The organism is Arthrobacter sp. PAMC25564 (genome assembly GCF_004798705.1).
Lineage (GTDB): Bacteria > Actinomycetota > Actinomycetes > Actinomycetales > Micrococcaceae > Arthrobacter.
Map to the genome: position 1 here is coordinate 2,364,927 of NZ_CP039290.1, position 17,679 is coordinate 2,382,605.

The following is a 17,679-nucleotide window of genomic DNA, read 5'->3' on the forward strand; positions in this document are numbered from 1 at the left end:
TTCCGCTCACACCACCAGTCTGCCCTAAACATCCGTGGCAAGCATCGGCTCTCCAATGAGCTTGGGCGGTGGGCCTGCGGCCTCTTGCCCCTGTGGCAGCGCCGTGAACGACTTCGCGGTTCCGGATGCGATAGCCGTGCCTCTCGTGCCTGCTGGCGCTGTGTGTCCCGCCACTTCCAATCTATCGCGCACCAGGGGGCTTGCGGCAAGGCCCCGGTCATGCCTCAAACTGGCTCAGACGTGCCCGGACGACGTGCCCGGAAGACTTGCAGGAAGAGGCTTGGCGAGGCGGGGGCACCCGCTGCTAGGTTGTGACAATTTCCGAGCGCGGGATGCTCGTGGGGCGGCGTGGATTTCTTCGAATTACGAACCGCGGATCGATGGCTTATGGAACCAGAAACGCAAGCGGAGGGCAGGATCACGGTGACTTCGATCGGGCGCAGAGTTATCTTCTCCACCGGTTTCCGCCAAGTAACCCTAGGTCTCACATCTTCTTCTTGCTATGCCTCGAGGATCCCGCGCCAGACCGCCTGAGCTGCTATCACGGGTGTGCGTACCCGGCCGGATCCTGGCTGGCTAGGCTTTATCCATGGACGGGAGCCAGCCATGACCGAACGGACCTACCCGCAGGGCGTCCCATGTTGGATCGATACCGAGCAGCCTGACGTCGAGGCGGCCGCCGAGTTCTACGCCGGACTCTTCGGCTGGACATTCGAGGACGTCATGCCGCCGGGAGCGCCGGGCCGTTACTTGATAGCAAAGCTCGGCGGCCAGGATATCGGTGGGATGGCCAGCACCCAGGAGGGCGCCGCGGTGTGGAGTACCTACGTGGCTGTCGAGGACGCGGATGCCGCAGTTGAGCGGCTGGTCGCCGCCGGCGCCACGGTGCGATCGGCGCCTGCCGATGCCGGAGAAGGCGGGCGCAGCGCGGCGCTGACCGATCCGGAGGGCGCCGAATTCCGCCTCTGGCAGGCTAAGCGACGCTTAGGGGCACAAGTGGTCAACCAGCCGGGTGCCTGGCCGCCCCACCCGGCTTCGAGGACGCGATTGCCTGGATCGCGACCACGGCCCCCGACGAACCGCCGCACTGGCACGTCTCGTTCACCGTTGCCGACCGGGATCAGACGGTGGTTGAGGCCACGCGACTCGGCGCACAAGTCCTTAGCCAAAACGAGACCGGGTGGGCGCGCACGGCACTGATCCGGGACCCCCGGGGGGCGGAGTTCACTGCCAGCCAGTTCGCGCCCCTGTCGGGATGAGCGGTCCTGTCGGGATGAGCGGTCCTGCAACATGCGGCAGCCCCGGTCTGCTTCCCCGAGAGGAAGCCCCGGCCCAGTCAGCCCTGGCGGTTCGTGCCGAGAATGGTGACGTCCAGGGGCATGCGGTTGGCGCGACGCAAGCGTCCGGCCAGCAGATTGCGCACCCCGTGGGTCACCATGGTCCTCTTGGTCAGATACCGGAACTCGGCGGCGTCCGACGTTACGAGGTCCAGGAGAGGGCGAGCTGCGTCGTCTGGGGTCTGTCCCCACAGTCCGACAACGATCTGCAGACCGCCCAGTCGATGCTCGTACCCGGGCTGGGACGTGACGTGCCCCAGCAGGTCGGTCATCACTAGGCCCGGGTTCATGCCATGTACGCGTACGCCGGTGCCTCTGGTCTCCTGCCGCAATGTCTCGGTGAATTGGCGGACCCATCGCTTGCTCGACGCATATGCGTTCTGCAGTGCCACGGGTCCCCGGTCGCCTTGGCCGTATACGTTGACGAGGTCGCCGCTGCCTTGGCCTAGGAACACCGGCAATGCGACCCGCGAGCCGTGGAAGGTGCCGAGGATGTTTGTGCGCACCACCTGCGTGAAGTCGTCGACCGGAGTGGATGCCGTCGGCCCGAAGACGCCGGAGGTTCCGGCGTTGTTGACCCAGATGTCGAGCGTCCCGTGGCTGAGGGCCTCGTCGCGCAGCGCCTCGACGTCGGCCAGCTCGCCGGTGTCGCAGCGGCGTCCGGACACTGCGATCCCTTCCGCGAGCAGCCGCTCGACGGCGGCCGCGACGTCGTCGTCGGATCTGGACGCGAGAACCACCGTCGCGCCTTGATGTCCCAGCAGCCGGCCCATGGCCAATCCCAGACCGCGTGTCGAGCCAGTCACGACTGCCACGCGCCCGCGGAGGACGTCTCGTTGCGAACCCATGCCTCTCTCATACGCGGAGCGGCCGCGGAGAGCAAGAGCCCCGGCGTGACGACAGTGAAGGCTGGCGCTGTTTGTCCCGCCACTTCCAATCTATCGCGCACAAGGGGGCTTGCGGCAAGGCCCCTGTGATGCCTCAAACTGGCTCAGACGTGCCGGAAGACGTGCCCGGAAGAATGCACGGAAAAGGCTTGGAGAGGCGGGGGCTGTGATGGTTGATGTGATCGTTGCCGGCGGCGGCCCGACCGGGATGATGCTGGCCGGCGAGCTGGCGCTGGCGGGGGTGGATGCGGCGATTGTGGAGCGCCGCACGACGCCGGAACTGGTGGGCTCGCGTGCGGGCGGGTTCCACTCGCGGACGATCGAGATCCTCGATCAGCGAGGCATCGCCGACCGGTTCCTCGCCGAGGGCAAGACCGTCCAGGCGGCGTTCTTCGGGACCACGACGCTGGACGTGAGCGACTTTCCTACCCGGCACCCTTACACGCTCGGCCTGTGGCAGAACCATATTGAGCGGATCCTGGCCGGCTGGATCGAGGAGCTGGGTGTGCCGGTCCACCGCGGGCTCGAGGTGTCCGGCTTCGCCCAGGACGGCAGCGGGGTGGACGTGCAGCTCGCCGACGGCGGGACGATGCGCGCGCTGTACCTGGTCGGCGCCGACGGCGGGCGAAGTGCTGTCCGCAAGGCGGCCGGCATCGGGTTCCCAGGCTGGGATGCGACAAGGAGCAGCCTGATCGCCGAAGTGGAGGTGACCGAAGAGACGCCCGCCGGCGCCCGCATCGACGAGGTGGGGATCCACGGGCTTCACCTGATGGAGGACGGGCGAACCATGCGGGTAATCGTGACCGAGAAGCAACTCGGACCGGCCACCGAGCCCACCCTGGCTGACCTCGGCAAGGCGCTGACCGAGGTGTACGGCACCGACTTCGGGGTCCATACGCCGACATGGATCTCGCGGTTCACCGACGCCACGCGGCAGGCCGCGGCCTACCGCAGCGGCCGCGTGCTGCTGGCCGGGGACGCCGCGCACATCCATGCTCCTTCGGGCGGGCAGGGGATCGGGCTCGGCATCCAGGACGCCGTGAACCTAGGCTGGAAGGTCTCAGAGGTCGTAAAGGGCATTGCGCCGGACAGCCTGCTGGACACCTATCACGCCGAGCGGCACCCCGCCGGAGCCCGGGCACTGAAGCACACGATGGCGCAGTCGCTCATGCAGCGGGCCGACCCGCGCATCGGCGCGTTGGCCGACACCGTGGCTGGCCTGCTGACGATCGATGAGGCCCGGAAGCGGCTGGCCGGGCTCATCTCCGGCCTGGACGTCCGCTACGACTTCGGTGATGGGCACCCACTGCTGGGGCGCCGCATGCCCGATCTCGACGTCGTCACCGCCAACGGCCCGCTGCGCGTGTTCACCCTCCTGCACGATGCCCGTGCGGTGCTGCTCAACCTCCGCGCGCCGGGCAGCATCGACCCGGGGCCGTGGGCGGACCGGGTGCAGTTGGTGGATGCCACGTACGACGGCGGCTGGGAGCTTCCGGTGATCGGTTCAGTCAGCGCTCCTGCGGCCGTGTTGATCCGGCCGGACGGGCATGTGGCGTGGACGGGTGACGGGACCCAGCGGGGGCTGGAGGACGCGCTGGCCCGCTGGTTCGGTCCTGCACGGCGTTAACGCCCCGCTATATGGATGCGAAGGCCGCCACAAAGCTTCGCGTTCGGTGGCGCGTTTTCCGGCCGCGGCCTTGGGGAGCGGTGGCACGTCCTCGCGTTAGCATTGGTCCCAACAGGTCTTATCAGGAGGATGCATGCCCTACATCGTTGACTTCGAGAAGGTTTCCACTGTCGGATTGGAATCGTCTCCGGTCGCCGAGGCCCTCGCCGGGTTGCGCGCCAACGAGGCCCGCTATTACCGGAACAAGTACGACCACGTCTTCAAAGTGAGCCCCGCAAGCGAGGTGCCGGAGGTGGTCGACCGGGTGGGCCGGATACTCCGGGACGAGCGTGACATCGTCATCGGCTCCCTCCCGCTGGAAGCGACCGCCTTCGAAGTTGACGGTCTGCGGATGGCCTACGTCTTTTACGAGTCGGGGCTGTCGATCAACGTCATGTACAGCATCGACGACGGCGGGAAGCGCGCGGTCGGGTTCAAACTCGCCGACGGCATGGACATTCCGGAGGAACTGGAATCCCGATTCAAGTTCGCCCGCCAAAAATCGAAGCTGGCGGGCGTCATCCGAGGCTCCTACTTCGTGATCAAGGGCGAGTACTGACCGCCCTCACCGCCGCATCTGACCGCTTAGAGCTGACGTTCGGCGCCCGGTCTGGGCCGGTCCGGATCCACGAGCCGCTGAGCCGCGATTCTTATTCGGACGGCGGCGCCGGCGCGTTCAGCGCCTCGTTGACGGGGGCGAAGGCGGCCCGATCCAGGACAAGTTCGATCTCGCGGATTTTGCCTGCGTTGATTGTCAGCAATTCGATGCACCTGACAGCACCAGCAGCCGTATCGGTGATGAAGTCATACACGACGCAGGCACGGTCTTCCGCGGTGAAGACCTCCCGGATCTCGTTGCTGACCAGCACCGGGAGAAGGCGCTTGAGCGCCGTGGTCCAGCCGGCCTTGTCGAGAGTGGTGCCAGCGAAGGTGGCTACAAGATCGTCACCGAGCAGGTTTTCAACGGTGTCCATATCGTGGGAGCCAACGGCCTCGATGTAGGAGCGTGCCATTCTGTCGAGGCTGGAGGCCTGCATGAGCATTCCTTCCGTGTGCGGGTGGAGCCCAGCTAGCGGCCCCGGGTCCAGCCAGAATACCTGGTGTCCACCTCGTTTCTCCGAAGCCTAGCGGCTGCTCACCTGGCCGGACAGCTTCGCGATGGGTGCGAGCAGGAGCGGGCGGGCGGCGTACCACCCGGCAACGGTGATGGCGATGGCAGCCGCGAAGAGCCAGAACCCGGTCCAGTTCACCACGTCGGTGCCGCCGAACATGTGGTTCAGGTTGCGCAGCGCACCGGTCGAGAACACCAGGAACACGTGGATGAGAATGAACAGCACGAAAAACAGCATCGTCGGGAAGTGGATCGCGCGCGCAGCCTCCACCGGGTAGGCCTTGTTCAGCGTCTTCGCGTCCTTCGGCCAGAACTCGCTCATGCGCACACCCGTGATCGCCGCGAGCGGGGCCGCAATGAACACCACCAGGAAGTACATGAGCTGCTGCAGGCTGTTGTAATTCACCCAGCCCGTCTCCACGGGCCAGTCGAGTGTCATGTACTGCAGCAGCGCGGAGAGCGCGTTCGGGAACACCTCCCAACTGGTCGGTACGATCCGCATCCAGTGGCCTGAGGCAAACAGCAGCACCACAAAGATGAGGCCGTTGGCCAGCCACAAAATGTCGAGCGACTGGTGCAGCCACAGGTTGATGCTGATTTTCTTGCCACCGCCCTTCGGCGTCCAGAACGCCGGCGGCTTCTGCTGGGCGCGCACCTGATAGCCGGAGCGGATGATGAGCACGATCAGGAAGATGTTCAGGAAGTGCGCCCACTGCGCCCACCATGGGAAGCCGGACTCCGCCGTCTCGGGCAGCTGATACGCGCCGGGGTACCTCTGGAGGAACCCTGGCACGCCCGGCAGGGTCGTCACACCGCGCGCGGCGAGCACAAGAATCGCTGCGGCGGCCACGGCGCCAACGGCGAGGAGCACCACGCGCTTGATCCACTGACCCAGGGTGCGTGAACCGTAGAGCCTTGCCTCGGCCTTTGGCCTCACGGGCTTTTCAGCGGCAACCGCCTTCGGGACAGGCAGTGCTGGAGGCACGACGGCGGCAGGCGCCGAGGGTGCCTCACTCACCACGGCCGGTGCTTCAGGCGCGGCAACGGCGGGCGCCGCGGTTTCGGCAGTCGCCGCAGCCGGTGCCTGAGCGGCAGTTGCGGTGACTGCCGGGGCGACAGCCGTTGTAGCAACTGAGGGCGCGAATCCTTCGGGCGGCCACGGTTCACCACCGGGGACACGGGGAAGCCCGCGACGAAGTGAGGTGGTTCCCGCCGTCGTCGTGGCCGGTGCGGTGGCCGGAGCAGCCGCAGGCGGTGCCGGCGCTGCTTGTGCTGCAGCACTGGCTTCTGCGGGCGGCGCGGGTGTGGCGACTGCGGCGGGAGCCCCGGACAGGGCCGCCACTGATACCGGAACCTCGCCCGCAGGTGGCCAAGGCTCGCCGCCCTGCACGCGCGGCAGGCCCCGCCGAATAGCCCCAGACTGAGTTGCCATCACTACTTCTTCCGAGCCTCAAGTGCGCTGATCAGTTGGGGTACAACCTTGAAGAGGTCGCCCACCACACCAAAGTCGGCGACCTCGAAGATCGGTGCGTCCCCATCCTTGTTGATGGCGACGATCGTCTTCGCGGTCTGCATGCCGGCCCGGTGCTGAATCGCGCCGGATATGCCCAGCGCGACATACAGCTGTGGTGACACTGAAACCCCGGTCTGGCCGACCTGATGCGACGTCGGGATGTATCCTGCATCCACCGCGGCCCGCGAAGCACCAACGGCAGCGCCGAGTGTATCGGCGAGCTGTCCAACGAGGGCGAACTGTTCCTCCGACCCGAGGCCGCGGCCACCCGCGACAACCTTTGCGGCACCACGCAGTTCCGGCCGCGAGGTGGCGGCAACTGCCTCCTCGAACGAGTCGATCCGCGCGGCCGGCTTCCCGGAGGGCGTCACTGCCAAGGTCTCCGACGCTGGCGGCTGAGCCGTAGCACGCGCATCGATGGAGCCCTGGCGGACAGTAATTACCGGCGCCCCAAACGTGGACGTTGACGTGACATTGTAGGCGCCGCCATAGACGGAGTGGTGTGCCACGATGCCCTCGTCATCACGTGAGACACCGATCGCATCGGCGGAAATCGCCGCATGCGAACGAACAGCATAACGGCCAGCAAGGTCGCGCCCGTTCAGGGAATGCGAAATCAGGATCGCGTCTGGCTGAACCTGTTCCACTGCGGCGGCAAGCGCGTCAACGCCCGGCACGCCGAGCGCGGAAGGATCCGGACTCTCCACGATCAGGACGCGCGTGGCACCAAGGACCGCGGCCTCCGCGGCGGCGGCGGTCCCTGCGCTGGGTGGGGCAAGTACCAATGCAATAGGCGTGCCAACTGCAGCGGCAGCGCCGAGGAGTCCGGCCGCGGCCTTCTCGGGTTCACCGGATGCCAGGGTTTCCACGACGACGAGGATGGCGTCACGAGGGAAATCGGTCATGTCGTTCTTCCCTACGCCAGTCGGTTTTCGATAAGGAACCCAGCGAGTTTCTCGCCGGCATCACCCTCGTCAATGATCTTGACCCCCGCCGCACGCGGGGGCTTCTCTGCAACGGCCAGCATGATTGAACGCGCCACTTCCGGATTGTCGGCCGTGATCCCCAGGTCTGCGAGGGTCAGCGTCTCAAGCGGCTTCTTCTTCGCGGCCATAATTCCCTTGAAGTTCGGGAAGCGCGGCCCGGGAAGCGACTCGGTAATGGAAATCACCGCCGGCAGATTCGCTGATACCTTCTGCACCCCGGATTCAACGGGCCTGGTGCCGGACACGGCGCCGTCGCTGATCTCCACAGAGCTGAGGCCGGTAGCAAGCGGCACGTCAAGCAATTCCGCAAGCATCGCGGGAATCATGCCGCCGCTTCCGTCGGTGGAGACGTTGCCGGTGATCACCAGGTCAAACCCAACGCGACGGATCGCTGCTGCGAGGGTTTCGGCGGTCAGTCCAAGATCCGCACCCCGGAGCGCCTCGTCAAAGATGTGGGTGGCGCTGCCCGCGCCCATCGCAAGCGCCTTGCGTATCGTTGCCGTCGCACCCTCGGGGGCGAGGGAGAAGACTGCGACCTCAGTGCCCTCGTTCGCGTCTGCGTATTTCAGTGCCAGCTCCAAGGCCCGCTCACCAATCTCATCAATGACTGCCTCGCTGGCCCCTCGATCCGCGAGGCCTGTTTCAAGGTTCAATTTTCGGTCCCCGTACGTGTCGGGGACCTCCTTTACTAGGACGATAATCTTCATCGATGGCTCTTCCTGTGGCGGGCTTGTCTCCATCGAGGAGACATGCCGAATCTCCATAGAGTCTACGAAAGTGGGGCCCGTCCTGGCTGACCGAGCCCGTGTCGCGAATTGAAGTGCCGCTGTCAATGCACAGGAAACGCTGTGTCGCTCGCGACGCTAGGTGGGGTCAGCCGCCAAAACGTAGGGTGATCAGCAGGCCGATCATCGCGGCCACGCCGGCCAGAAGCATCGCTGCCCTGGGATTGCCGAAGTTAAGCGTCCATCCCAGACCGAACCGGCGCGGAACCATCAGCGCGTGGTCTTCGCGGTTGATATAGAAGAGGCCACCGCGCCAGTGCTTGTCATCGTCCCGGTGGATCAGCCCGGTGTCTTCCTCGGCGTCGTCCCGCTCACGGTTGTTCCTGGCCAGGATTACGACGACCACCACGACGGCGGCCAGGATCGGGAGCACGACCACCAGCGGCGCCCACGGCGTGACCGTCCCGGTCCACATCAGCAGCGACGATCCCAGCATTCCCAGGTCGATCATCGCCACCAGCCCGAGCAGGGCCTTGGCGCCCAGGGACATGTACTGGCGGTACCAGCGCGCGGAGCCGACCGGGTGCGCCGGGTCGAGGTCGGGCCGGCTGCGGAAGATCGCCGCCGCGATACCGACGAGCAGCGCGGTCACGCCGATCTGCACGAAAACCAGTGAGAAGGCGGTCCCGACCGACTTGGCGGCCAGCCGGTGGGGCGCTCCGTTCGCGCCGTAGTGCACCGCGAGCATCTCGGGCATCGACGGGTAGCTGATCACGCCGATCACCACAGTGGCGGCTGTAATGATAAGTGCCGGTGCCAGCCAGAGCCAGGGAAACCGGGGTGGATCGGTCCGCAGCCCGGTGTCCACGGCGATGCCTTGGTGCAGGTCCTTGTACCAGCCCCCGGCGGCCTTGGCGGCCCGGATCTCATGGTTGGCCAGGAAGAAGCAGCCCCACCAGACGCCGTCGAGCACCAGCACCGACAACGGCAGCAGCAACGTCTCGCCGGTCACGGCGTAGATGACGACGCCGACCCCGGCAGTCGCAATTCCACTGAGGAGTACCCGCCATCGGTAGATGCGGGTCTGCCCGACCACCGTCGGGTCGTCGGCATGTTGGGGCGGTACCCGAACCCCGAAGGGCACGGTGGGGCTGGTGATCGAGGGCAGCACCAGGGCGATTGCGAGCACGAGTGCCAGCAACGTGGAGCTCAGGACGATGGCAACGGTCATGGCGTTTCCTCTGGCTTCCTGGCATCAAATGAATCGAGGATCGAGCGGCAGGTCTTGAGAACCTCGTCGGCCGGTAAGCCTCTGGCGACGGCCTCGGCCAGCAGGATCCGTGCCCTCGCGGTCCACTCCGTGGAGAACGGCGGGTCCGCGGCCGTCGGGGTCACCACCGCACCGGTCTTGCGGTTGAGCCGGATCAGGCCCTGCTGGCGCAGGAGGTCGTAGGCCTTGTTCACGGTGTGGAAGTTGATCCCGAAGTCGGCTGCGAGCGTCCTGGTGGCCGGCAATGAGCTGCCCTCGGCCAGCACGCCCTCGGCGATCGCCTCCACGATCTGGTCCCGGATTTGCTGGTAGAGCGGCACCTCGCTGGCCAGGTCGACGTTGAGGATCATCACTCCCACCTCCCGCCTTTGTTATATAAGTTATAGAACAAATATCGGCCGGCGGCAACGTCCCTGTGGCCCCCTGCAGTGCCCGACTGCGCCTGTACGGCCCGGGCGGACAGGGGTTTCTTTCCTGGCCCGTTGCGGACGCACAGCAGATGTACAGGAACCGCCCACGTAATCCACAACCGCTGATCCCAGAATGGGGGCAACAGCGATGAAGGGACATGCCATGTTTGAAAGCGACGGCGACCCGGCGGCCTCGGGCCCGGGCCGGGGCCGGAAGACCTTTGGCGTGCCGGTACTGGTCGGCGCGGTGCTGACCGCCGGGCTGCTCGGAGGTGTCACTGCGGCCGGCGCAGGCGGGCTGCTGGAGGCGCCGTCCGTTTCCACCGCTGCGCCCGCGGCGTCGGTGCCGGAGCAGGTCGTGGTGAACAGCGCCGATAACGCCATGGACGTTTCCGCCGCGGCGAAGAAAGCCTCTCCCAGCGTGGTCACCATCTCGGCGGCTTCGGGCAACGTCGGCGGAACCGGGTCCGGGATCATTCTGGACAGTCAGGGCCACATCCTGACCAACACCCACGTCGTGACCCTTGACGGGCAGGCCGCCACCGCGACGATCGAGGTCCGCACCAACGACGGAAAGGTCTACCAAGGCACGGTAGTGGGGACCGACCCCCTGTCGGACCTGGCCGTCGTCAAAATCGACGCTGCGGATCTCGTGCCCGCGGCCCTCGGGGACTCCTCGAAGGTCAACGTCGGCGACACGGCCATCGCCATCGGCGCGCCGCTCGGGCTGCAGGGCACCGTCACGGACGGGATCGTCTCCGCACTGAGCAGAACCATCAGCATCGCCTCCTCCGCCGCGCCTGACACGAGCGGCTCGACCGGGAGCAATGGGCGCCGTTTCCGCTACGCCCCGCCCAACGGATCGCAGAACAGCTCCGGAGCGGGCCAGGCAGACATCAGCATCAATGTCCTGCAGACCGACGCCGCAATCAATCCCGGCAACTCAGGCGGTCCCCTGCTGAACGTCTCCGGCGAGGTCATCGGCGTCAACGTAGCCATCGCCTCGGCCGGCGCAACAACGGCCGATACGCAGTCCGGCAGCATCGGCGTCGGGTTCTCCATCCCGATCAACAACGCCCAACGCATCTCCCGGGAAATCATCGCCACCGGATCCGCGACCCACGGTCAGCTCGGCGCAAGCGTCGCGCCCCAGGCCGCCGGGACCGGTTCGCAGTTCACCGTCGGGGCCCAGGTAAGCGGTGTCACCGCCGGATCCGCCGCCGAGAAAGCCGGCATCCGAAAGGGTGACGTCATCACAGGAATCGGTGGCCGCACCGTCCAGGACGCCGAGGAACTGACCTCCGCCGTGAGCGAACAGCCCGCCGGCGCCACCGTCAAGGTCACCCTGCTCCGCGGCGGTAAGGAACAAAAACTCGACGTCACCCTCGGAACCGCACCCAAAGCATGAACACCAGACCCCGCACCCCAGAAGAGCCCGTCGTTGAGAAGGACCTGCCATGACCGTCCCGCCCGGAAACCAAGCACCAGGCAACCAAGTACCCGGCCCCCGGCCAGCGCCGGGCTGGTATCCGGACCCTGCCGGTTCCGGCCGGCTCCGTTGGTGGGACGGCACCGCCTGGACCGGGCACCTGAACGCGCCGACGCCGGCCATACCGGCGGGCCGGCCGCAGATCAGCGGGAACACCCCCGTCTATAACCTGTTCATCTGGCTGATCGTGGCACTGCCGATCATTCCGCTCATCATCCTGATGTTCTGGAACCCCGTCCTCCGGCTCCGCACAACGGGCCTCCGGCGCGTGCAGACGGCGGACCCGGCAGCGATCTTCACGCTGCCGTACTTTCTGCTGATCGCCAGCGCTTTCCTCATCTACGCTGTGTCGGCCGTGATGGCCTACCTGGACTGGCAAAAACTCCGGAGGGACGGCGTTGTCCGCCCGTTCCACTGGGCCTGGGTCTTCCTCAGCCGGGAGCTCTACGTGATCGGCCGCTCCGTGATCGTCCACGAGGTCGCACCCCGGCGCGGGCTCGCGCCTGTGTGGGCCACGATCGGCATGGTCCTGCTCGCCCTGGTCCTGGTCAGCATCAAAGCCTCCACCCTGATCACGGCCATGTCAGGCCAGCTCACCATGTGACCGCGCCGGGACCGTCGGACATGTCCGTCCAGCCTTGCGGCGCCGGTGCCGTCGCTCGGGGGTCAGATCCCGCCGGACGAGCTACTTTTTTGCGTCCCCCGGGCGGCGTGACTGCTCCCGGATTTCCGATTCCTCTTCGTATTCGCGCAGGTCGTTGGCCTGGTCGGCGGAATCACCGTGCCACTCTTCGCCGCTGACCTGGCGCTTGAACTCCTGGGTCGGCTGCGCCTCCTCGAGGGCATCGACTTCTTCCTCAAACTTCTTCTGCTCGGACTCATCGCTCATAACGTCTCCACTTTTCTTGGGTAAACCTGCGGGCATCAGAAATTGTCCCTGAGCCCCCAGCATAGGTCCGGCACCCGGGACTGCAAACAGCCAGCCGGACAGGGACCGGCCATCGGCGCGTCAGGTGCGCCCGAAGCGCTCGACGGATTCAACATTCTCGGCGGTCAGCCCGATCGCGGCCAACGGCTTGATCAGCAGCACCGGCTCTGCCTGCTCGGCTGCCCACGCCTGGGCATCGGGACCGAGCACGTCGTCGATCCAGACCAGTCCATTCCGGTCGGCGTCTCCTGCGTCGTCGATTCGGGCCAGCCACCGGGTCACTGGTCGGAGCTTGGGTGTCGCTGCGTCGGATGCGTCCAGGGCCGGCCTGGGCAGCGGGACCCGCAGCGGCTCCGTGTGTAGTCTGAGCCGGGCCTCCAGCCCGGCCGTCTGAGCCACCGGCCAGGTGGACACCCAGGCGATCCGGCCGCAGCGCGCCAGCCGCCGAACCAGCTCGCTGCGGTTCTCAGAGAGCACAAGCGCCGGACCGTCATCGTCGATGCCCGGCCGGACGACAGGGTTGAGGACTCCGTCGACGTCGAGCAGAATCAGTAGCTTCATGATGACGACCCTAGAACAAGCGTGCTTGTCCCGGCGGGGCGGCTAGATCCAGTCCCGTTTCTTGAAGGCCAGGTACAGGAAGATTGATCCGCCGGCCATCAGTGCGGTGGACAGCCAGAGACCGTAATCGCTCTGGAAGCCGAAGAACGGCACGTTCTGCCCGAAGAAGCCGGTGACGGCGGTGGGGACGGCGATGATCGCGGCCCAGCTGGTGACCTTCTTCATGACCAGGTTCATCTGGTTTCCCTGGATACTGATGTGGGTTTCCAGGATGGTGGTGACCAGGTCACGGAGCGACTCGGTCCATTCGGTGGCCCGCAGTACGTGGTCGTAGACGTCCTGGAGGAACGGCTGCATCGCGGGGCTGCAGCCGATCAGGTCGTCCCGGCGCAGGAGGGTGTTGAGGACTTCGCGCATGGGCAGCACGACCCGGCGGAGCCGGACCAGGTTTTTGCGCAGCTCGAAGGTCTTGCGTTGCAGCTCGTGGTCGGGGGAGTGGTCATCAAACAATGATTCCTCGAGGGCGTCGATGTGGCCGTCGAGTTCCTGGACGGCGTCGAAGTGTCCGTCGACGATCATGTCCAGCAGGCCCCAGAAGAGGAAGGGCACCCCGTGCGCGGCCAGGTCCGTCTCGGCGTCCCAGTGCGCCATCAGTTTGTCGGCGTCGAACTCGGGCCCGTGCACCGTCACCAGGGCTTTCCTGGTCACGAATGCCGAGATCTCGGCGATGGCCAGTTCGCCGGTGCCCGGCTGCAGCCCTGCCTGGTAGGCCGAGAGGAACAGGTGGTTAGGGTACCGGTCCAGCTTGGGCCGCTGGAAGTCATGGACGGCGTCCTCGACGGCGAGGCGGTGAAGCCCGTACACCGTTTCGACGCCCAGGAGGTCATCTGCCGTCGGATCTGTGTAGTCGATCCATAGCACCACGTCATCCTGGTGGGCCAAGGCCTCGATCTCGTGGGCGCTGACATCGTCGCGTTCGAGTTTTCCTTCGCGGTACAGCCGTATGAACACCATCCGCACCATGCTACGGGAGCTTCCTCCGACCGGCGCCGAGGGGCCGCTAGGCTCGCCCTATGATGAGTTCGCAGAACGGCAACGAACGCTATGTCGTCCGTCCGTGGTGGAGGGAAAGATCGCTGCCCTGGGCCGCCCTGGTGGTTGTCTCCATCGTCCTGACAGGCATTGCCTTGGAACGCACGGCATTCTTCGCCTACATGCCCGTCGACGAGTTCATCGAGCGGCTGCGCGTGGGCAGGCTGTTCATGCTCGCCGGGTCTGCCACGTCGCTTGCAGCAGCCATCTGGTCGCAAGTCCGGGGTAACCGGCTTTGGGTGACGATCTGCGTGGCCGCGCCGGCAGCGCTGGTGGGCATGGCGATGATGATCATGACGCCCCCGTCCATGTCTCCGCAGATCGCGGGTCTCTTCGCCCTGCCGGCAGCCCTGGCAGGACTCATCGGAGGGCTGCGTCCGGGAATCAAGGATTGATCCAGCCCGGTCACGCGAGACGTCCGGGCCATTGAGCATGCATGTTTTTTCTAATCGCCGCGGGGGCGACGACGTTGGCGTTTCGGCACAATTCGCCAACTCGGTCGGTAACCCGACGGCGGAAGATGCTTGGGAAAACCAAGGAAACAAGGTGATCAGTAACGACCCCGCACGCAGGCGCGTGCGGGGTCGTCTCGTTCGGCCAACACTACGGATGAAGGCTTGACGGACGGCGCCTATCCAACTTTGTCGTCGAGGAAGATGACTTGGATTCCGAGCGCGCCGCACAAACCGGTCAGAAATGCCTTGGTGTTCTCGGTAGCCTGCTTCCGTAGCTCCGACTCCTCCGCGGCGTCCACGAACTTCTTCTCGGCGAGTTTGTAGATTGGCGCTTGCTGGGGCGCCTCGATCGTATCGGCGATCCGGTCCAACACACCTCGGTCCTGACTGTACATAACACCTCGGTCCTGACTGTACATATAGGACCGGTCAAGGTCGAGGTTGGGCCTGTCGAGCTGCGGCTCAGGCAGTCGCATCTTCGCCGATTTGCCGTCCGAGGACAGCGTAAGGTCCTTTTCGGCGACGCCGGTCAGATCGACATAGGCGTTGACGGTGCCCGCAGCGACTAACAACGTCCGTCGTCCGGCGATGATGGGGGCACCCATGTGTCGTCGCTTTTGTCGTCGATCACCACTTCAAAGTGGCCGATCGCGGCGTGGTACTGGCTGACGTCCTGGATCGACTTCAACAGCGCGGGGTGGTCCCGGCCGGCGTGGCCCAACTGGAACGGGTTGAACCCAAACACGTTTGCTCCGACCAGCGCCAGGAAGGCGGCGCCAACGACCGCGATTGCGATTCCCTTGATCATCGGACCCCTTCCGCCTCTTGAATCGGCTTGGGTTTCTTTCCAAACACGCCTGATCCATCGAGGCCGCGGATGACCAGCTCACCGGCAATCCCGATGCCGATAAGCATCAGTAAAGTACCATTACGGGCCGAGCTGGCTGCGATGTAGGAGTTCTGGGACGCTTCAATCGAGGCGATGTCATTTGCGTACCAGCCATTGACTACAGATTGCTGTGGGGCACCCTTGGTATCGCCGTTGTTGAGCTTCCCTTCGCCCTGGACTGCCACGGCCGACTCGTTGGAAGCCACGGCGTCGTAGAACGCCAGCTCATCGGAGTTCAGCGGGGGAGTGAACCGGGACCCGCGGTTTCCTTCGGCGGCCACCTCCCGTGCCAGTTCCACCAGTTCCGCGATAACCTCTGCGGACGTCAGCTGCTGGTTGGTGTACTTCTTCATCAGCTCGGTGATCCGCTCGGAGAAGGCCCGCTGCCGGATCACGTTGTTCCGCGCCGTCCTCGCCGACTCGTCGGCGATCAGCTTCCGCAGAGCCTCGATAGCCAGTTGCGGATTCCGTGCCTGCTGCGTCTTGGCGATGAACTCCGGTGTCAGGTCGTCCAGTGACGGCTTGGGCATGCCCGCGGCCTCGTAGATGTCCAGCACCTCACCGGAGGATCCAGATTCCGGGGTAACACGGCGCACAGGAATTCGTTGTCCTCCTGTTTTTGAAACTCGAGGTTGCGGCTCACATACGGGAATCCAGCCGCCGCGGTACGGGGGAACCAACGGCCTACTGCAGGCACCTGCATGCAGTAGGCCGTCCATGACGCATCATGTCCGATTCATTTGAGGACCTGGACGCATGCGGGCATTAGCCTAGCCAGGTAAGAGCGCTGCGCGGTGAGGAATCGATTCATTCACCGAATCTTTTCCGCGCATTTGCAGAAGCGGCGGGGACGCCAAGGGGGAGACGAATGCCGACGATTTGGGGTCCTTCAGTCTGGGGGAAGCGCTTTACGCGCTCGGGCGACTGGCAGCTGAGTCTGGATGACAGCGGGCTGACCGTCAGCGTGGCGGGTTCGTTATTGCGGGCTCGTATCGACGGGTTGGGGTCGCGGACGGTCAGGATGGCCCGTTCTGGTCCATCGTCGACTTGCAGCTGGACGGCCGCCGGGTGGTGTTGCAGGGCATCCCGAACAGGTCCGCCAGAGGACTTGCGCTGGCTTTCGAAACGACCCTGGCCCGGCACGTTGAGACAGTGAGGGTCGACCGTGCCCGGTCCTCATTCGACCAGGCAGCAGCAGATGTGGAGGCGTGGGCTGCCGCATTTTTCGACGCGGCACGAACCCATCTTGCGGCCAAGGGCTGGCTGACCCGAGAGTTCAGACTGCGTTGGGAGACCAGGAAACCAGCGGGAGACTTCGACAAGCTGCTGAACGAAGCAAGTATTGCAGAGCATATCGAGGCACAGAACGGCGCAGTGCTGGAAGCGATCGATCTCTGGAAGGCCGGTCTCGGCGGGTACATTGCAGCCTGGAACGAAGGCCATCTCGAAAAGGAATTAGAAGCGTGCAGGGATTTCTTCAACCGGGTCGAACGCTCGCCTTTGACGGATGAGCAGGCCCGCGCCGTGGTCTGCTTCGACAACAGGGTTCAGGTGGTCGCCTCCGCCGGCTCAGGGAAGACGTCAACCATGGTGGCCAAGGCTGCGTACGCCTTGCACCGGAACCTCGTGCCGGCCGAAAAGATTCTGCTTCTTGCCTTCAACACGGACGCGGCAAGAGAACTGCAGCAGCGAATCCATGACCGTCTGCATCCTCTGGGGCTCGACGGCGGCAATGTCGCCGCACAAACCTTTCACGCATTCGGGCTGGATGTCATCGGCAGAGCTACCGGCCGGAAGCCGGCACTCGCGCCGTGGCTGGACAGCGGGCAGGACAGTGAGCAACTGATGCGCATCGTCGACGAGCTGAAGGCCGCGGACCCCATCTTCCGCACTCGTTGGGACCTATTTCGCATCGTACTGGGCCGCGATCTTCCTGCGTTCGGCCAGGAAGAAGACGACCCGGAAGACTGGGACCAGGGCAGCAAGTCGATAGGATTCCAGACACTGCAGGGTGAAGTGGTCAAGAGCCAGGGTGAGCGGATGATCGCCGACTGGCTCTTCTACAACGGCGTCCGGTACAGCTATGAAACACGGTACGAGCACGACACCACCGATGCCACCCACCGCCAGTATTCCCCGGATTTCCACTACCCCGGCATCAATGTCTACCATGAGCATTTTGCGTTGGACAAAGATGGTCTGCCGCCGTCGGAGTTCCACGGTTATCTGGACGGTGTGATCTGGAAACGAGCCACCCATCAGCGCTACGGCACCACGCTGCTGGAGACGACCATGGCCGGTTTGTGGGATGGCACGGCGTTCGTCTACCTGGCCAGGAACTGACAGCCCGGGGCATCGTC

General features: G+C 65.3%; 19 protein-coding genes and 2 pseudogenes. 8 read left to right on the forward strand and 13 right to left on the reverse strand.

Going from position 1 to position 17,679, the window contains the following annotated elements; all coding sequences use genetic code 11:
• Nucleotides 1-606: 606 nt before the first annotated feature.
• Nucleotides 607-903, forward strand: a pseudogene (locus E5206_RS19825) (VOC family protein); the annotation flags it as partial.
• 224 nt (nt 904-1,127) lie between these two features.
• Nucleotides 1,128-1,259, forward strand: a complete 132-nt coding sequence (locus E5206_RS19830; RefSeq protein ID WP_346763443.1) for a hypothetical protein — start codon at nt 1,128-1,130, stop codon at nt 1,257-1,259.
• A gap of 77 nt (nt 1,260-1,336) precedes the next feature.
• On the opposite strand, the gene E5206_RS10970 is transcribed toward E5206_RS19830, so the two are convergent.
• Entirely contained in the window at nt 1,337-2,110 is a 774-nt protein-coding gene (locus tag E5206_RS10970) for an SDR family oxidoreductase (RefSeq protein ID WP_240689651.1), read from the reverse strand.
• Between the two features lie 283 nt (nt 2,111-2,393).
• Between E5206_RS10970 and E5206_RS10975 the strand changes: the two genes are divergently transcribed.
• Entirely contained in the window at nt 2,394-3,851 is a 1,458-nt protein-coding gene (locus tag E5206_RS10975; RefSeq protein WP_136324084.1) for an FAD-dependent monooxygenase, read from the forward strand.
• 133 nt (nt 3,852-3,984) lie between these two features.
• On the forward strand, nt 3,985-4,449 hold the full coding sequence (locus E5206_RS10980) for a phage tail protein (RefSeq protein WP_136322505.1): 465 nt from the start codon (nt 3,985-3,987) through the stop codon (nt 4,447-4,449).
• A gap of 91 nt (nt 4,450-4,540) precedes the next feature.
• Here the strand turns inward: E5206_RS10980 and E5206_RS10985 are convergent, their stop codons facing one another.
• From E5206_RS10985 to E5206_RS11010, 6 genes are all read right to left on the reverse strand, one after another.
• Complete coding sequence (locus E5206_RS10985; RefSeq protein WP_168709322.1) at nt 4,541-4,927, reverse strand: nuclear transport factor 2 family protein; 387 nt, start codon at nt 4,925-4,927, stop codon at nt 4,541-4,543.
• A gap of 87 nt (nt 4,928-5,014) precedes the next feature.
• Nucleotides 5,015-6,019 (reverse strand): cytochrome b/b6 domain-containing protein, encoded by a 1,005-nt coding sequence (locus tag E5206_RS10990; protein ID WP_240689653.1) that lies wholly within the window; start codon nt 6,017-6,019, stop codon nt 5,015-5,017.
• Between the two features lie 416 nt (nt 6,020-6,435).
• Complete coding sequence (locus E5206_RS10995) at nt 6,436-7,419, reverse strand: electron transfer flavoprotein subunit alpha/FixB family protein (RefSeq protein WP_136322507.1); 984 nt, start codon at nt 7,417-7,419, stop codon at nt 6,436-6,438.
• Between the two features lie 11 nt (nt 7,420-7,430).
• Nucleotides 7,431-8,207, reverse strand: coding sequence for an electron transfer flavoprotein subunit beta/FixA family protein (locus E5206_RS11000; RefSeq protein WP_136322508.1), 777 nt, complete (start codon nt 8,205-8,207; stop codon nt 7,431-7,433).
• Between the two features lie 166 nt (nt 8,208-8,373).
• A complete protein-coding gene (locus E5206_RS11005; protein WP_136322509.1) occupies nt 8,374-9,456 on the reverse strand; it encodes a DUF5808 domain-containing protein in 1,083 nt (360 codons plus the stop codon).
• Nucleotides 9,453-9,845 (reverse strand): GntR family transcriptional regulator, encoded by a 393-nt coding sequence (locus E5206_RS11010; RefSeq protein WP_136322510.1) that lies wholly within the window; start codon nt 9,843-9,845, stop codon nt 9,453-9,455. The genes E5206_RS11005 and E5206_RS11010 overlap by 4 nt, the downstream gene beginning before the upstream one ends.
• Before the next feature lie 223 nt (nt 9,846-10,068).
• Between E5206_RS11010 and E5206_RS11015 the strand changes: the two genes are divergently transcribed.
• Together E5206_RS11015 and E5206_RS11020 are read left to right on the forward strand one after the other, a co-directional pair.
• Entirely contained in the window at nt 10,069-11,313 is a 1,245-nt protein-coding gene (locus E5206_RS11015; protein ID WP_205759900.1) for a trypsin-like peptidase domain-containing protein, read from the forward strand.
• Between the two features lie 49 nt (nt 11,314-11,362).
• Complete coding sequence (locus E5206_RS11020; protein WP_136322512.1) at nt 11,363-11,998, forward strand: DUF2510 domain-containing protein; 636 nt, start codon at nt 11,363-11,365, stop codon at nt 11,996-11,998.
• A gap of 81 nt (nt 11,999-12,079) precedes the next feature.
• Here the strand turns inward: E5206_RS11020 and E5206_RS11025 are convergent, their stop codons facing one another.
• The 3 genes from E5206_RS11025 to E5206_RS11035 all read right to left on the reverse strand — a co-directional run bounded on the left by E5206_RS11025 (nt 12,080) and on the right by E5206_RS11035 (nt 13,897).
• Nucleotides 12,080-12,283, reverse strand: coding sequence for a hypothetical protein (locus tag E5206_RS11025; protein WP_136322513.1), 204 nt, complete (start codon nt 12,281-12,283; stop codon nt 12,080-12,082).
• A 120-nt stretch (nt 12,284-12,403) separates the two neighbouring features.
• Nucleotides 12,404-12,883, reverse strand: a complete 480-nt coding sequence (locus tag E5206_RS11030; protein ID WP_136322514.1) for an HAD domain-containing protein — start codon at nt 12,881-12,883, stop codon at nt 12,404-12,406.
• A 42-nt stretch (nt 12,884-12,925) separates the two neighbouring features.
• Nucleotides 12,926-13,897 (reverse strand): magnesium transporter CorA family protein, encoded by a 972-nt coding sequence (locus tag E5206_RS11035; protein WP_136322515.1) that lies wholly within the window; start codon nt 13,895-13,897, stop codon nt 12,926-12,928.
• 59 nt (nt 13,898-13,956) lie between these two features.
• On the opposite strand from E5206_RS11035, the gene E5206_RS11040 reads away from it, so the two are divergent.
• Nucleotides 13,957-14,370, forward strand: a complete 414-nt coding sequence (locus E5206_RS11040; RefSeq protein ID WP_136322516.1) for a hypothetical protein — start codon at nt 13,957-13,959, stop codon at nt 14,368-14,370.
• Between the two features lie 236 nt (nt 14,371-14,606).
• Here the strand turns inward: E5206_RS11040 and E5206_RS11045 are convergent, their stop codons facing one another.
• The 3 genes and pseudogenes from E5206_RS11045 to E5206_RS11055 all read right to left on the reverse strand — a co-directional run.
• Nucleotides 14,607-15,035, reverse strand: a complete 429-nt coding sequence (locus tag E5206_RS11045; protein ID WP_136322517.1) for a DUF4230 domain-containing protein — start codon at nt 15,033-15,035, stop codon at nt 14,607-14,609.
• Nucleotides 14,996-15,238, reverse strand: coding sequence for a hypothetical protein (locus E5206_RS11050; RefSeq protein ID WP_136322518.1), 243 nt, complete (start codon nt 15,236-15,238; stop codon nt 14,996-14,998). The genes E5206_RS11045 and E5206_RS11050 overlap by 40 nt, the downstream gene beginning before the upstream one ends.
• A gap of 245 nt (nt 15,239-15,483) precedes the next feature.
• Nucleotides 15,484-15,888: pseudogene (locus E5206_RS11055) on the reverse strand (type I restriction enzyme endonuclease domain-containing protein); the annotation flags it as partial.
• Nucleotides 15,889-16,366: 478 nt separating this feature from the next.
• Between E5206_RS11055 and E5206_RS11060 the strand changes: the two are divergent.
• Nucleotides 16,367-17,662, forward strand: a complete 1,296-nt coding sequence (locus E5206_RS11060) for a UvrD-helicase domain-containing protein (protein WP_168709323.1) — start codon at nt 16,367-16,369, stop codon at nt 17,660-17,662.
• The last annotated feature ends 17 nt before the right edge of the window (nt 17,663-17,679 follow it).